The sequence below is a fragment of the Devosia sp. genome, from assembly GCF_039927955.1.
In the GTDB taxonomy this organism is placed as follows: domain Bacteria; phylum Pseudomonadota; class Alphaproteobacteria; order Rhizobiales; family Devosiaceae; genus Devosia.
The window spans coordinates 14,996-29,709 of the sequence record NZ_JBDSUA010000018.1 but is presented as its reverse complement, the minus strand read 5'-3'; the positions used below and the strand labels follow the sequence as shown (position 1 = coordinate 29,709).

General features: G+C 61.6%; 15 protein-coding genes. 7 read left to right on the top strand and 8 right to left on the bottom strand.

Annotated features, from left to right (window positions below; translation table 11 throughout):
* Positions 1 to 344 precede the first annotated feature (344 nt).
* Entirely contained in the window at positions 345 to 896 is a 552-nt protein-coding gene (locus ABIT12_RS05720) for a hypothetical protein (protein ID WP_348042051.1), read from the top strand.
* Here the strand turns inward: ABIT12_RS05720 and ABIT12_RS05715 are convergent.
* Both ABIT12_RS05715 and ABIT12_RS05710 read right to left on the bottom strand, forming a co-directional pair.
* Positions 893 to 1,462 (bottom strand): hypothetical protein, encoded by a 570-nt coding sequence (locus ABIT12_RS05715; protein WP_348042050.1) that lies wholly within the window; start codon positions 1,460 to 1,462, stop codon positions 893 to 895. The genes ABIT12_RS05720 and ABIT12_RS05715 overlap by 4 nt on opposite strands.
* The gene (locus tag ABIT12_RS05710) at positions 1,452 to 2,963 is read right to left on the bottom strand and encodes a helicase HerA-like domain-containing protein (RefSeq protein ID WP_348042049.1); all 1,512 of its coding nucleotides are present in this window, start codon (positions 2,961 to 2,963) and stop codon (positions 1,452 to 1,454) included. The genes ABIT12_RS05715 and ABIT12_RS05710 overlap by 11 nt, the downstream gene beginning before the upstream one ends.
* Positions 2,964 to 3,086: 123 nt before the next feature.
* Between ABIT12_RS05710 and ABIT12_RS05705 the strand changes: the two genes are divergently transcribed.
* Positions 3,087 to 4,409 carry a TIGR03808 family TAT-translocated repetitive protein gene (locus ABIT12_RS05705; protein WP_348042048.1) on the top strand — a complete coding sequence of 441 codons (1,323 nt, stop codon included), beginning with the start codon at positions 3,087 to 3,089 and terminating at the stop codon, positions 4,407 to 4,409.
* Here ABIT12_RS05705 and ABIT12_RS05700 read toward each other — a convergent pair.
* The 4 genes from ABIT12_RS05700 to ABIT12_RS05685 form a co-directional block, all read right to left on the bottom strand.
* The gene (locus ABIT12_RS05700; protein ID WP_348042047.1) at positions 4,406 to 6,094 is read right to left on the bottom strand and encodes a DUF4166 domain-containing protein; all 1,689 of its coding nucleotides are present in this window, start codon (positions 6,092 to 6,094) and stop codon (positions 4,406 to 4,408) included. The genes ABIT12_RS05705 and ABIT12_RS05700 overlap by 4 nt on opposite strands.
* Positions 6,091 to 6,555: a thiol-disulfide oxidoreductase DCC family protein gene (locus tag ABIT12_RS05695; protein WP_348042112.1), complete on the bottom strand. Its 465-nt coding sequence runs from the start codon at positions 6,553 to 6,555 to the stop codon at positions 6,091 to 6,093. The genes ABIT12_RS05700 and ABIT12_RS05695 overlap by 4 nt, the downstream gene beginning before the upstream one ends.
* Before the next feature lie 101 nt (positions 6,556 to 6,656).
* Positions 6,657 to 7,667, bottom strand: coding sequence for an asparaginase (locus ABIT12_RS05690; protein ID WP_348042046.1), 1,011 nt, complete (start codon positions 7,665 to 7,667; stop codon positions 6,657 to 6,659).
* A 110-nt stretch (positions 7,668 to 7,777) separates the two neighbouring features.
* Positions 7,778 to 8,116: a hypothetical protein gene (locus ABIT12_RS05685; protein WP_348042045.1), complete on the bottom strand. Its 339-nt coding sequence runs from the start codon at positions 8,114 to 8,116 to the stop codon at positions 7,778 to 7,780.
* Positions 8,117 to 8,290: 174 nt separating this feature from the next.
* Between ABIT12_RS05685 and ABIT12_RS05680 the strand changes: the two genes are divergently transcribed.
* On the top strand, positions 8,291 to 9,148 hold the full coding sequence (locus ABIT12_RS05680) for an NAD(P)-dependent oxidoreductase (RefSeq protein ID WP_348042044.1): 858 nt from the start codon (positions 8,291 to 8,293) through the stop codon (positions 9,146 to 9,148).
* Here the strand turns inward: ABIT12_RS05680 and ABIT12_RS05675 are convergent.
* Both ABIT12_RS05675 and ABIT12_RS05670 read right to left on the bottom strand, forming a co-directional pair.
* On the bottom strand, positions 9,145 to 9,555 hold the full coding sequence (locus tag ABIT12_RS05675) for a type II toxin-antitoxin system VapC family toxin (RefSeq protein ID WP_348042043.1): 411 nt from the start codon (positions 9,553 to 9,555) through the stop codon (positions 9,145 to 9,147). The two genes, ABIT12_RS05680 and ABIT12_RS05675, sit on opposite strands and share 4 nt — an antisense overlap.
* Positions 9,552 to 9,839, bottom strand: coding sequence for a type II toxin-antitoxin system Phd/YefM family antitoxin (locus ABIT12_RS05670; protein WP_348042042.1), 288 nt, complete (start codon positions 9,837 to 9,839; stop codon positions 9,552 to 9,554). Before ABIT12_RS05670 ends, ABIT12_RS05675 begins: the two co-directional genes overlap by 4 nt.
* Positions 9,840 to 9,972: 133 nt before the next feature.
* Here ABIT12_RS05670 and ABIT12_RS05665 point away from each other — a divergent pair, with 133 nt between their 5' ends.
* From ABIT12_RS05665 to ABIT12_RS05650, 4 genes are all read left to right on the top strand, one after another.
* Positions 9,973 to 10,563: an ANTAR domain-containing protein gene (locus ABIT12_RS05665; RefSeq protein ID WP_348042041.1), complete on the top strand. Its 591-nt coding sequence runs from the start codon at positions 9,973 to 9,975 to the stop codon at positions 10,561 to 10,563.
* Positions 10,564 to 10,572: 9 nt separating this feature from the next.
* Positions 10,573 to 11,787, top strand: coding sequence for a CmpA/NrtA family ABC transporter substrate-binding protein (locus ABIT12_RS05660; protein WP_348042040.1), 1,215 nt, complete (start codon positions 10,573 to 10,575; stop codon positions 11,785 to 11,787).
* 426 nt (positions 11,788 to 12,213) lie between these two features.
* A complete protein-coding gene (locus tag ABIT12_RS05655) occupies positions 12,214 to 13,560 on the top strand; it encodes a CmpA/NrtA family ABC transporter substrate-binding protein (RefSeq protein WP_407065593.1) in 1,347 nt (448 codons plus the stop codon).
* A gap of 68 nt (positions 13,561 to 13,628) precedes the next feature.
* Positions 13,629 to 14,711 carry an ABC transporter permease gene (locus tag ABIT12_RS05650; RefSeq protein WP_348042038.1) on the top strand — a complete coding sequence of 361 codons (1,083 nt, stop codon included), beginning with the start codon at positions 13,629 to 13,631 and terminating at the stop codon, positions 14,709 to 14,711.
* The last annotated feature ends 3 nt before the right edge of the window (positions 14,712 to 14,714 follow it).

The following is a 14,714-nucleotide window of genomic DNA, read 5'->3' as shown; positions in this document are numbered from 1 at the left end:
CGCTAAACACATGATGCAAAAGCCCGCCACGCAGAGCGTTGGCGGGCTTCTTTTTTCCACCGAACCCCCAGTCGACACCCTCCCCCTTGTGGGGCTCTGGAGCGACCCGCAGGGCATTTCGCGCCAGTGGCGCGAAATGAGCGGAAGAGGCCATGAGAGCTATGCTCGAATGGCAGGGGATCAAGGGCGGGGGGGTGCGAGAGCCCCGATCTCGATTATTTCATGCGAACGCCCGATGCTTGGCGGTCTGCACTATCCCCTACGAATTATCCATTCGCGGAACTGCCACCTTCTGCGACGCGTTGGCCCGTGGTAACACTTTCTTTACCATGGGGGATCGCCGTTTGACCGAGCCGACGAAAGTCGTCGCCATTATCGCTGCCAGTCCGGCGCTGTCGTCCATTCTGGCGATGGTGGTAGCGGGCGATACTGGTTTGCGCGTTCGGCAGTTCGATAGCGAGGCAGCCCTGCACACCTATATGCGCGTTGCCCCGATCGATGTGCTGGTCTGCGATTTCGACAGCGAAGAGGCTCCGGCGGACCGCCTGGTCTATGCGTTGCGGCGCGACGAAAGCATCAGCAATGCCGATTTTGCTGCCGTGGCCCTGACCCGCACCATCACTGCTGAAATGCGCCACACCAGCATTCGCTCCGGCATTGACGAAGTCATCGTCAAGCCGATGTCGCCGCGCCATCTGCTGGCCCGGGTGCAGGCCCGCCTGCGCACCCAACGTGCTTTGGTCACCGGCGAAAACGGCTATCGTGGCCCTGATCGCCGCGACCGCATCTCCTTCGGCGTGACCCCGGTGCAGCACCAGCGTCGTTACACCGATAACGTCGTGGCGCTGTTTCCCGACCGCCGCGCCGCGCCCAAGCATCCGGGCTTGAACAGCTAGCGGCTTTCGTTGATCAGCCGGCCGATCCGGCTCCACAGGTCTTCGATATTGTCAGTAAACTGCACCACGCGGTCATAGCCGCGCAGCCCCGGCGACAGCACGTCCGCCGCATAACCGCGCAAAACCTCGAAGGCCCGGTTCTTGTTGAGCAGTACCACCGGGCAATGTCGGCCGGCTGCCTTGGCCGCCGTCCAGGCGCCGAACAATCCGGTCGACGAGGCCAGCGAACCCGGCAGGCCGACATAGGCATCGGCCAGCAGAGCGATCCGCGCGAAACGTGCATCACGATCCGAAATCACCTCGATCGGTACCGAGGCCAGCGCCTTGGGCAGCACCACATTGTCATCGGCAATGATCTGCACCTCGCCGCCTGCCGCCCGCGCCGCCGTCACCAGCGGCACCGGGATCACCCCGTCTTCGGCAAGGCACACCAGCTTGGCGCCGCGCTTGGCCAGATAAGTGCCCGCCTGGCTCATGATGCTGGAGCGTTCGGCATCGCCCGGACCACGGTCAGAAGCAAAGATCGCCAGCACCGGATTGCTCACCACCTGCATCTTAGCGGCCACGCTTCAGGCTGCCGAGGATTCCGCGCACCAACGCGCGTCCCAGCTGCGTTGCCACGGTGCGCGCCAGCGAGTTAACCGCGGCTTCTGCCGGCGATTGCCGTGTCGACCGCCGCGCCGGCGGTGGCCGCGTATTGTCCTGATACTGGCGGGACTGCTGTTCCTGTTGCTTCTGCGCATCGTCGCGCACTTGCTGGGCGGATTCGACGTCCTGCTTGTCTTTGGCCTTCTTGGCCAGGATTTCAAAGGCCGAATCGCGGTCAATCACGGTGTCGTAAAGCCCCGCCACCGGCGAATTGGCGATCAGCGCGCGGCGCTCCTCGGGCAGGATCGGCCCGACGCGCGACGATGGCGGCCGGATCAGCGTGCGCCCCACCATCGAGGGAATGCCCTTGTCCTCGATCATCGATACCAGCGCCTCGCCGGTGCCGAGTTGGGTAATCACTTCCTCGGTCGAAAACGCCGGATTGGGCCGGAACGATTGGGCCGCAACCTTGACTGCCTTCTGCTCATGCGGGGTATAGGCGCGCAGCGCGTGCTGCACGCGGTTGGACAATTGCGCCAGCACCGCCTCGGGCACGTCGACCGGGTTCTGGGTGATGAAATACACGCCGACGCCCTTGGAGCGCACCAGCTTGACCACCTGCTCGACCTTGTCGATCAACACCTTGGGCGCATCGTCAAACAGCAGATGGGCTTCATCGAAAAAGAACACCAGCTTGGGCTTGTCGGCATCGCCCACTTCGGGCAATTCCTCGAACAGTTCCGACAGCAGCCACAGCAGGAACGTCGCGTAGAGCCGTGGCGAGCGCATCAATTCGTCCGCCGCCAGCACCGAAACATAGCCGCGTCCGTCCTGCGCCGTGCGCATCAGGTCGGCAATCACCAGCGCCCGTTCGCCAAAGAAATTCTCGGCGCCCTGTTGTTCAAGCACCAGCAGCGCCCGCTGCACCGTGCCGATCGAGGCAGTGGTCACATTGCCGTATTTGGCCGAAACCTCGGCCGCACGTTGCTGGATATCCACCAGCAGTGCCCGCAGATCCTTCAGATCCAGCAGCAGCAGGCCTTCATCGTCCGCCAGCTTGAAGGCGACGTTGAGCACGCCTTCCTGCGTGTCGTTGAGGTCAAGCATGCGGCTGAGCAGCAGCGCGCCCATTTCCGAAATCGTGGCGCGGATCGGGTGACCCTGGCGGCCGAACAGATCCCAGAAGATCGTCGGGAATGCCTTGGACGTATATTCCTCGGTGAAGCCGATATCGGCGGCGCGCTTGGCCAAAAAGTCCTGGCCGTTGCTCACCATCGAGATTCCTGACAGGTCGCCCTTCACGTCGGCGCAGAACACCGGCACCCCGGCGTTGGAAAAACCCTCGGCCAGCACCTGCAGCGTCACCGTCTTGCCGGTGCCTGTCGCCCCGGTGATCAAGCCGTGCCGATTGCCGTATTTCAGCGTCAAATATTCGGGCCGCGTGCTGACACCGAGAAATATCTTGTCATCGAGCAACATCGGTCAGCCATCCTGTTTAGGTGGAACCTTATAGCCGGGCGAACGCGCGCGGGACAAGCAAGCCGTTCACCAATCGGCTGGGGAATTCTGGCGCAAAACGCTGGCGAGCGGCATAACTTGGCCATGAGCACACTGTCCCGCCCCAATCGCCGCACGGTTCTCGCCACTGGTGCCGCCGCCCTCGCCCTGACGCAGGGCGTGCGCGCGCAAAGCACGTTGGAGGCCAGCGAGTTCGGCGTCACCGCCAATTCCGGCACCGACCAGACCGGCGCCATGCAACAGGCGCTGGATCAGGCCGGTATTTCAGGAGAAACCCTGCTGTTGCCGGCGGGCGAAATCCAGGTCTCAGACCTGACCTTTCCCGCCATCATCGCCTTGCAGGGCTCAGGCGCCGGCTCGGCCCTGACCACCGCAGCAGGCGGCCGCGCCGGGGTGATTTCCGCGGCTAACAGCGCTTCGTTCAACAATATCATCTTCGGTGGCAGTTCCGGCGGCACGCTGGGCGGCGCCATCATGGAGGTCAATGGCAGCGATGGCGTCAGCTTCGAGCGCTGCCAGTTCACTGCCGGCTCGACTGGCCTCACGATCTATGATTCGGCAGTCACCATTACCAATTGCGTGTTTGGCGATCACGACGATGCCGCCATTCATTCCAACAACAGCCGCGGCCTCACCATCACCGGCAATCGCATCGCCGTCTGCGGCAATGCCGGCATCCGCATCTGGCGCGACGCCCCGGGGCCAGATGGCAGCATCGTCACCGCCAACCACATCGCCACGGTCGACTGGCGCGCTGGCGGCAGCGGTGAAAACGGCAATGGTATCAATATCTTCCGCGCCGATGGCGTGATCATCGCCAATAACCACATCAGCAAATGCGCCTTCTCGGCCATTCGCCTCAACACCACGCGCAACAGCCAAGTCTCGGGCAATATCTGCATGAATTCGGGCGAATGCGCGATCTTTTCCGAATTCGCCTTCTCCGGCTCGATGATCGCCAACAACATCGTCGATACCGCCGCGTCCGGCATCTCCATCACTAATCTGGATCAGGACGGGCATCTGGCCGTCTGCTCGGGCAATCTGGTGCGGAACATCACCCCGGGCTCGCAGACCAATCCCGACACCATCCCGGTGGGCATCTATGCCGAAGCCGATACCGCCGTCACCGGCAACACCGTCGACAATGTCCCCGGCCTTGCCATTGGCGCCGGCTATGGCAGTTATCTGCGCAATGTGCTGATCTCAAGCAATGTCGTCACCAACGCTGATTACGGCATCGGCGTCAGCGTCGTGCAGGGTTGCGGCCCGGTCCAGGTCGCCAACAACCTCGTCGCCAGCCGCAAAGCCGATCTGGTCGGGCTGGAATGGACCAAGGTGGTGTCCACCGACCTCGCCGCCGACGCCGGAAAATATCCGCACGTCACGGTGTCAGGGAATAGTTAGTCGGGGCTCTTCAACCAACCGGTATAGCGCACGATCAATCCGGCCAGCGGATGGCTCAGCTCGACATGAAAATGGAACTGCTCATACTGTTCGAACTCGTAGGCGTCGGCGCGTGGCCCAAGCCATAGCGGCAGCGGAATGCCGAACACCGTCCATCGCCGCGTCACCAGTGTTAGCCGTTCAGCCGTCGCGACCACGGCAAGGCTCACCCGCACCGGCCCGAATTTCTCGACGATCAGGCGCTCGTCCAGCCCGCGCCCCATCAGTTGCACGCTGCTGAACCTGGCATCGCCAAACCGGCGCGTCCAGGTTTCCACGCCATGACGCTCGATAAATTCAACCGTCACCGGAACATCACTGCCGGCTGCCGGAAAGCCGAAAAACCTGCGCGCCAACCCAGAAAGCAGGCCCGAGCCTGTCTCGATCTGCGCGACACCGCCGACGTGCCAGGAGCCTTGATGGTCATGCAGATCGCGGACTGCCGGGGGCAGGTCGACCCACGCTGCGCCGAGGCATCGCTGATAGAGCGGCCCCTCGATCAGACTGTCATCACGCAGACCCCAATAGAGCATGCGCCCGGCAAACACCCGGTCGTAATCGGCTAGCGTCAGCGCTCCCACTGCCGGCCGCGCGCCGCTCTCGGGCTGCATGCCGTCCAGCATTTTGAGCACGATGGATTGCACCGCCATCGACGGGATCAAGGGCCCATCGGAGCCCTCGGCCAGCAAGTGCCACGAGCGGCGCACCGGGCCATCTGGCCCACTGCCCGTCACCTCGACAAACATGCCGCCACGATGTTCGCCCCAGCGCACATATTTCTGCACCTCGAACACCACAGCGCGCAGCCAGGTCAGCGTTGGCAGCAGTTTCAGCCGCACCAGCCAGCCAAGGCCGTTGAGCAACCGGTGCAGAAATTCGGGCCGTGTGCCCGCGCCCATCCATACCGATTGCAGGCCGGTATAGGCCTGCGGCAGCAATAGCAGGTCGGGCACATCGACCAGTGAAAACCGGATACTGCGCAGTGGCATCCGGCCGGGCGGCGCGATGGTAAACCGCATCGTCTCGGTCATCCCGAACGCCGTGGTCACCTTGCCCTCGCGCACCACGCCCACCGCCTGCCCGGAATAGGACAGGATGGCCTCGATCACATTGGGACCGATCCCGGCATAGGGCGAAGGCGCAATGCCGCCCCGCAAATGCTCGACGCTGCTCAGGCCCTTGGACAGTTCATCCAGAACGGCCGCCGTCAACACCGGAAAGCTGCTGACGCCCGACAGCACAAAGCGATCCAGTCTTTTGGCTTCCTGGTCGAACTCAACAATACCGCCGACAAATTCGGAACTGTCCGCCAGATCGAGATAGTGCGCGCCCGCCTCCAGCGACGCCCGCACCAGCCGGTAAGGATCAGTGCCGTAACCCTGAAACGGGCCGGTCGCGTCCACCACAATATCGACGGCCTGGGCGCGGATCAGGGCCGCGATCTCCGCGCCGTCGCGGTCAAAAGCCAGCGGCTGTTTGTCGGCGCCCGCCGGTAGTGTCGCTATAAACGCCGCCGCCCTTTCAATGGACCGACCAGCAATAATCAATCTGAGTTGGGCCTGTTCAGCCAGGAGCAGCGCCAGACGGCCACCAAAAGTGCCATAGCCGCCAACGATCAGCACGGTCAGTTTTGCGACGCCGCTCATGCGATGAACCGGTCTTTGAACGCCGGACCGGGCACAAAACAAGCGTCCGTTCGCCCGAACCAGCGAAACCGATTGCGCGCCAGCAACCGGTAACCCCAATCCCGCCAAGGCCGCGGCAACAACCGCGCGGCATTGATCAGCGACCACGGCCATCCCAGCCCGGCAATCATCCGGATCGTGCCTTCGGACTCGAACAGCGCCAAGCCGTCCGTCAACAAAACATTGGTTTCATAATTTGTCGGATGCAGCCCGTAGTGCCGATACAGCGCCGCGCCGAGTTCCGACTGCGCTGGCAGGAACCGATATTGACCTGATCTGTCGTGGCGCAACGCAAACTGCACCCAGTTCGAACAAAACGAGCAATGGCCATCAAACACAATGATCGGCTTGTCATCGGCAAACGTGGCAACCGCCGGATCGCCGCGGTAGCTATACGGCGTCTGTAGTGCTGCTACGGCCATGATCAACACGCTCACGCAAATATTGCCGTACCTGCCAATCTGGCCGGCTGCCCAATGCTAGCGCCTATCGCCCACGATTACAGGAGACTAAACGCCGCTGCTCAGGCTTTTATTGCGTCGGTGACCCGCAACACCCCAATATCGGCGCCACGCACGCTGCGGATGGTTTGGTGGGCATATTGCTCGAGCACCGCGCGCTGTTCCGCATCCGGGTCTGCATAGGCCAGCAGGACGCCCGCCAGCATGGCCTGCGAAGCGGGGATACTGCCGTCGTCACATTTGATGGCATAGCCCCAGCCCTTGTCGCGGATGGCGCCGCATTCGACGCCCTCGGCGCCGACCTTCTGCATCACCCGCCCCTTGAACGCCTGCATGATCAGCGTATCGGCATGGCCGGTTCCGGCGACAAGATGCGGATGGCTGGTCGCCGCATCGAACAGCCGCTGCGCTGCCGTGGCGTATTCGGGCGCGATGCCCTTGCCGGTGGACATCCGCGCAAAGCCATAGGCAAACGCCCGCAACGGCGCGGCGAAGGTGGGAATCGAACAGCCATCGGTGCCGCATTTGCCTTCGGTCAGCGGCTCGCCGATCATCGCCTCGACGGCAGCGCGAACACTTTTCTGTACCGGATGCTCGCGCCCGACATAGCCTGCCGTCGGCACGCCCATCGCCAGCGCCACCGACAACATGCCCGAATGCTTGCCCGAGCAATTGTTGTGCAATGCGCTGGGCTCCAGCCCGGCATCGCGCAGGGCGTCACGCGCCGCCGCATTGGTTGGCTGGTGCGCGCCGCACTCCAGATCCTGGGCGCTCAGTCCGATCCGGCTCAACAGGCCCGACGCGGTATTCACGTGGTCGGCTTCGCCATGGTGCGAGGCGCAGGCCAGTGCCAGTTCTGCTTCGGAATGGTGGAACCTGTCCTCGGCATGGCGCGCAAAGATCGGCAGCGCCTGCATGGATTTGATCGCCGAACGCGGAAAGATCGCCCGCTCGATATCGCCGCCCGAGGCGATGATCTGGCCATCGGCATCGACCACCGCATAGGCGCCGCGATAGCGGTTCTCCACCCAGTTGCCACGCACGACTTCAGCCAGAATGGGGTTGGCATCCATGTCAAAAAACTCCGGTCCAGGCTGTCTTGCGAACAGCACCAGACCGGAAAAGTCAACAGAGCATGGGAAGAGGCAGGCACGTTGGAGGAAAGCAAGACCGGAGAGCGATGTTAAATATCGGTGCCGCTGACGGTCGCCAGAAACTTGGAATTGACCCAGCCGCGGGTGCCGCCGCCGTCTACCAGGCACCAATCGGCGCTCTTGGGGACTTCGATGCAGCGTTCGATCCAGAAATGGGCGTCCGACGAGAACGAACCGATTTTCTGCGAGCGTGCCGCCGGCCATTTGCGCACATTGAGATGGTCCCAATCCTGCACATTATAGACCTTGCCGAGCGTATCGACATCGTAGCCAGCAGCCATGGCGGGCTGCACGGCAAAGGCGGCGGTGCCGACGATGATCAGGCCACACAGCGTGGCGACGAGCAGTTTTTCATGGTTGCGGTTCATTTGGCGGCCCTCAGCAGCAAGATGTTGGTTTCGATGCTGATGACCTTACTCACGCGGCTTTGAACGGCGTCTGAGGCCAGCGTTCAGAATCCGTTCATGTTGGCGGCACTGAACAATTTGTGCGGTTGGCAGCCCCACTCCGAAATGCGAACCTAAGCAAAAAGGGAGACGGCGATGGCCAAGATTCTAGTGACTGGTGGCAGCGGCAAGCTCGGCCGTGCCGTGCTGCGTGATCTGGTGGCGCATGGCTATGACGTGCTCAATATCGACCAGACCGTGCCGCACGAAAAAATCTGCCCGACGGTCAAAGTCGACCTGTCGGATTTCGGCCAGGTCTATGGCGCCATCAGCGGTGGCATCGATGAACATGGCGGCCCGTTCGACGCCGTGGTGCATTTGGCCGCGATTCCCGCGCCGGGCCTGGCGTCCAACCACAAGATTTTCGCCAATAACGTGCCCTCGACCTACAACGTGTTCGAGGCGTGCCGCCTCGCCGGTATCAAGAACGTGGTGTTTGCGTCCAGCGAAACTGTGCTTGGCCTGCCCTTCACCACCCCGCCGCCCTATGCCCCGGTGGATGAGGAATACTATCCGCGTCCCGAAACCGCCTATTCGCTGGGCAAGCTGCTCGACGAAACCATGGCCGCGCAGTTCTGTCGCTGGGACCCGTCGCTGCGCATTGTCGGCCTGCGGTTTTCCAACGTCATGTATCCAGAGGACTACAAGGCTTTTCCGGGGTTTGACGCCGATGCCAAGGCCCGCAAATGGAACCTCTGGGGCTATATTGATGCCCGCGACGGCGCCCAGGCCGTCCGCCGCTCGATCCAGGCGGACTTCAAGGGTTTTGAAGCGTTCATCATCGCCAACGCCGATTCGGTGATGAGCCGCTCCAACTCATCGCTGCTGGCCGAAGTGTTCCCCACCGTGCCGCAGAAGGGCAATATCGGCAATAACAGCACGCTCCTGTCGATCGAAAAAGCCAAGCGCATGCTGGGCTATTCGCCCCAGTTCAGTTGGCGGAACGAGGTTTAGGTGGTCCAGGGGTTGAGCAGGCGAACGCCGAGATCGCGGTAGTCCCGCTCATTGCGGGTGACGACAGTGAGATTGTGAACCATCGCAGTCGCCGCGATTAACGTATCGATGACCGGTCGCGTTCGATCCGAACTTAGTTCGCCCCAGCAGTGCGCAATTGGTGCCGTTACCTCCATCACCCTACCCCCAAAGTCGTGCTCGATATCGTGGAGCCATTCCGCAAATTCGGCTGCCAAGGCTGGGTTTGCGACCTGCTTGAGAACGACGCCGCGACGCAACTCTCCCAACGTCATGACGCTTATGAAGGTATCGTCGTCATTGACGGAGGCCAGAAATGCCAGAAGCGCAGGCGAGGCACGCCGCTTCCGCGTCTCGGAAACCACGTTGGTATCCAGGATATAGCTCAAGCCGCGTTCTCGCTGGGACCCGCCTCATCTTCGTCAAACAAGTTCAGGTCACGTGGCGGATCGACCTGGCGTGGAGGCAGTTCGAAATCGTCAAATTTTGGTCCAGATAGCAAGTGTTCGATAAAGCTCTTTTTCTCGCCCGTCAGTCGACGATATTCTTCCGTGGACATCATCACTACCACCTCGGCCCCATGCTTGGTGATGGTCTGGGGGCCTTCAGTGACCGCTTTGTCCATCAATTCGCTGAAATGGCTCTTTGCCTGCTGAACTTGCCACCTTGTCATCGCGCAATCCTTGTCTGACCTGAATTTTCAAAATAGGTCAGAATGTCGAAAGTGACAAGGGGCACAATTTTGCATCCTAAATGTGCATTGCACGCTCTTGTGGTTTTTCTGGGCAACGGCATAACTGCGCGCGATGCCCAGCCGTGACCTGTCCATATTGATCATCGACGAAAACCGCATTCGCGCCACCATCATTGAAGATGGGCTGCGCGAGGCTGGGCATACGCGCGTCGCCGTGATTCACGACGTCAACGAGGTCGGCCGCACCATCAAGGAGACGATGCCGGACGTTGTCGTCATCGATCTGGAAAATCCCAAGCGCGACATGCTGGAGCATTTTTTCTCGTTATCGCGCGCCATCCAGCGGCCGATCGCCATGTTCGTTGATCGCTCCGATGCGGCGATGATCGAAAAGGCCGTGGAGGCGGGCGTCTCCGCCTATATCGTGGACGGGCTCAAGAAGGAGCGCGTCAAGCCGATCATGGATATGGCGATTTCGCGCTTCAATGCGTTTTCCCGGCTACGGCGCGAGTTGGAGCAGGCTCGCAGCGAGTTGGAAGATCGGAAGCTGATCGACCAGGCCAAGGCCATCCTGATCCGCACGCGTGGCCTCTCGGAAGCCGATGCCTATAGCCTGCTGCGCACCACGGCGATGAACCAGAACCGCCGCATGGTCGATATTGCCCAAAGCCTGATTACGGCCGCCGATTTGCTGGGGCCATAGGATATTGCCATGACCACCCTTACCCATATCACCGCCGGGTTCCTGCCGCTGCTCGATAGCGTGCTGCTGGTGCTGGCGCGCGAAAAGGGTTTTGCCGAAGCCCAGGGGCTCGATTTGCATCTGGTGCGCGAAACGTCGTGGGCCAATATCCGTGACCGCGCCGCCATCGGCCATTTCGATGTCGCCCAGATGCTGGCACCGATGCCATTGGCCGCCACGCTTGGCCTTAATCCGCTTAGCGTCGATATGATCACGCCGATGGTGCTGGGGCTGGGCAATAACTCGGTCACCGTCAGCGCCGACCTCTGGGACGCCATGGCCGCTGCCGGCGCGCCGAACGATCTCGATGCCCTGCAAACCGGACAGGCGCTGGCCAAGGTAGTCAAAACCTCCAAACGCAAGCTGCGCTTTGGTGTCGTACACCAGACCTCGGCGCACAATTACGAGCTGCGCTACTGGATGGCCGCCAGCGGCATCGTGCCGGACCGCGACGTGGAAATCGTCGTGCTGCCGCCACCGCTGCTGCCGGATGCGCTGGGTTCGGGCGGCATCGATGGCTATTGCGTCGGCGAGCCATGGAACAGTGTCGGCGTCGCCACCAAGCACGCCCATATCGCCACCGTCAAAGCCTCGATCTGGCGCTCCAGTCCGGACAAGGTGCTGGGCATGCGGGCCAAATGGGCGGCGGAAAACGCCGACACGGTCTCGGCACTGATCCGTGCCATGCATTTTGCCGCTGTCTGGTGTGGCGACAGCGCCAATCATTCCGAGATCGCCGCCATCATGGCCGCCCCCGCCTATCTCGGTCACCCCGCCGAACTGGTGCAGCGCGCGCTTGATGGTCGGCTCGATATCGGCGCCGGCCAGTTCCGCAATATCCCGGACTATTACGTTCCCTATGCCTACGCCGCCAACTTCCCCTGGCAGAGTCACGCGGTGTGGTTCTACTCGCAGATGGTGCGCTGGCGCGAAGTGGCTTATTCGCCGGAGCAGGCCAAGCTGGCCGCCGAGAGCTTCCGGCCCGATCTCTATCGCACTGCCCTCGCCCCATTGGCGCTGCCGATCCCCTCTGAAAACTTCCGACTCGAACAGGGCCGGCCGGCCCGCATCGTCGACACGCTTGGCGGTCCGCTGGCGATGGGCGAAGAAGGCTTTTTCGACGGCCGCGATTTCGATCCGGCCCAGCTTGAAACCTATATTACCAGCCAGCGCCAACCCACTTGATTCAATATTAAGCAGCGCTGGCTTCTGCATAAAAATATGGCACGTGCCATATTTTTGAGCCGTTGCAAACTGCGGCGGTTTTCGTGGCCAATTTTCAGAATTTTCCTAAATCACTGAAAATCAACAACTTTAACTGAAATAATCAGTTTGGCACGCTTCCTGCATTGATGTTGGCGAAGTGAGCTCCTCCCAAGACGCTCATTGCAACTGGTGTCCACTGTAGGGCGCCCTCTAGGCAAAGCTGCCAACTGTCACGATTTCGAGCGTTTGCTTGGAGTCAGCCAGTTGGCGGCTTTTTTCGTTTTGGAGGGCTCTCACGACACCCGAATATTCGGTGCAAAGGAGAATTCGATGTCTGCAGGCTATGAGGGCAAGTCCCCGAACGCATATAGACGACGTGCAATACTGAAGTCGCTGGCGCTTGGCTTGGTGGCCGCAACGGCGCTGGTGTCGTCGGCCCATGCTGAAAAGCTGGCGCTGGAAAAAGATGAGCTGACCTTCGGCTTCATCAAGCTGACCGATATGGCGCCCTTGGCCGTGGCCTATGAGCAAGGCTATTTCGAGGACGAAGGCCTGTTCGTCAAGCTGGTGCCGCAGGCCAACTGGAAGGTGCTGCTCGACGGCGTGATCACTGGCGAACTCGATGGCGCCCACATGCTGGCCGGTCAGCCCCTCGCCGCCACCATCGGCTACGGCACCTCCGCCCACATCATAACCCCGTTCTCGATGGATCTGAACGGCAACGCCATCACCGTCTCCAATGCCGTGTGGGACGTGATGAAGCCGGGCCTCAAGGTCGATGCCGATGGCAAGCCGGCCCATCCAATCGAGGCTTCGGCGCTGAAGCCCGTGCTTGATGCCTACAAGGACCAGGGCAAGCCCTTCAACATGGGCATGGTGTTCCCGGTCTCCACCCACAATTACGAACTGCGCTACTGGCTGGCCGCTGGCGGCATCAATCCGGGCTTCTATTCGCCCGAGGACGCCTCCGGCCAGATCGAAGCCGAAGCCTACCTTTCCGTAACCCCGCCACCGCAGATGCCAGCCACGCTTGAAGCCGGCACCATCGATGGCTATGCCGTGGGCGAGCCGTGGAACCAGGCCGCCGTCGCCAAAAAAATCGGCGTGCCGGTCGTCACCGACAATGAAATCTGGAAGAACAATCCGGAAAAGGTGTTTGGCATCACCGCCGAGTTTGCCGAAAAGAACCCCAATACCACCATCGCCATCACCAAGGCGCTGATCCGCGCCGCCAAGTGGCTGGACGAGAACGACAACGCCAACCGTCCAGAAGCGGTCAATATCCTGGCCAAGCCCGACTATGTCGGTGCCGATGCCAAGGTGATCGCCAATTCGATGACCGGCACGTTCGAATATGAAGCCGGTGACAAGCGCCCGGTGCCGGACTTCAACGTGTTCTACCGATACTTTGCCACCTACCCCTACTATTCGGACGCCATCTGGTATCTGACCCAGATGCGCCGCTGGGGCCAGATCGCCGACGACAAGCCCGATAGCTGGTACGCCGATATCGCCAAATCGGTCTATCGCCCGGACATCTACCTGAAGGCCGCAAAAGCCCTGCTCGACGAAGGCCTGATCGACAAGGCCGACATCCCCTGGGACACTGATGGCTACAAGGCTGCCACCGCCGATTTCATCGATGGCGTCAGCTATGACGGCCACACCCCGAATGCCTACATCGACAGCCTGAAAATCGGCCTCAAGACCGGCGAGAAGGTTGTCGGCACGGACGTCGTCCCAGCCCAATAGGCGATGACGAAACGGTGGCCGTTCACCCTGGCGGCCACCGTTCTTACCCTTGAATTAGGACAGACATCATGAGCATCGCCACCGACCTCCCAAGCAAAGACCGTGCAGCCGGTCACCGGCGCCAGAGGCTGTTTACAGCCATCAATCGCGCCTCGACCTGGCTGAACGCCCTGGGGCTCGGCTGGCTGACACCACTGCTCAAGATCGCGGCGGGCGACAATCCGCGCGAGCAGCTGGGCGAACTGCGTGACGTGCTGCTGTTCCCGCTGATGGGCATTGCGGTGTTCCTGCTGGCCTGGGGCGCCCTGGCGCCGCAGGTGCAGACCTCGCTGGGCGCCATTCCCGGCCCGGCACAGGTTTGGGACCAGGCGGGCTCGCTGTGGCAGGATCATGTTGCCGAGCGCGCCAAGGAAGCCGAATTTTACGCCAAGCAGGATGAGCGCAACGCCGCTTTGGTCGCCGCCGGCAAGACCGATGAGGTCAAGCAGCGCGGCTTCACCGGCAAGCCGACCTTCATTGAGCAGATCCTCACCTCGCTCAAGACCGTCGGGCTGGGCTTTATCATTGCCACCATCGTCGCCGTACCACTGGGCATCGCGTCGGGGCTGAGCCGCGGGTTTAACGGCGCGCTCAATCCGCTGGTGCAATTGTTCAAGCCGGTGTCGCCCCTGGCCTGGCTGCCCATCGTCACCATGATCGTCTCGGCGGTTTACGTCGACTCCAGCGGCGCCTTTCCCAAGGCGCTGGTGATTTCCGCTGTCACCGTGACGCTGTGTTCGCTGTGGCCGACGCTGATCAATACCGCGCTTGGCGTCGCCTCGATCGACAAGGACCTGATCAATGTCGGCAAGGTGCTGCAACTCTCCACCGCCACCACCATTGCCAAGCTGGTGCTGCCCTCGGCCCTGCCGCTTATCTTTACCGGTCTGCGCCTGTCGCTGGGTGTGGGCTGGATGGTGCTGATCGCCGCTGAAATGCTGGCGCAGAATCCGGGCCTGGGCAAATTCGTCTGGGATGAATTCCAGAACGGCTCCTCGGATTCGCTGGCCCGCATCATGGTCGCGGTGCTCACCATCGGCATCATCGGCTTCATGCTGGATCGCGTCATGTTCGCGTTGCAGGCCGCCTTCACCTACTCCGGCAAGCGCTAGGAG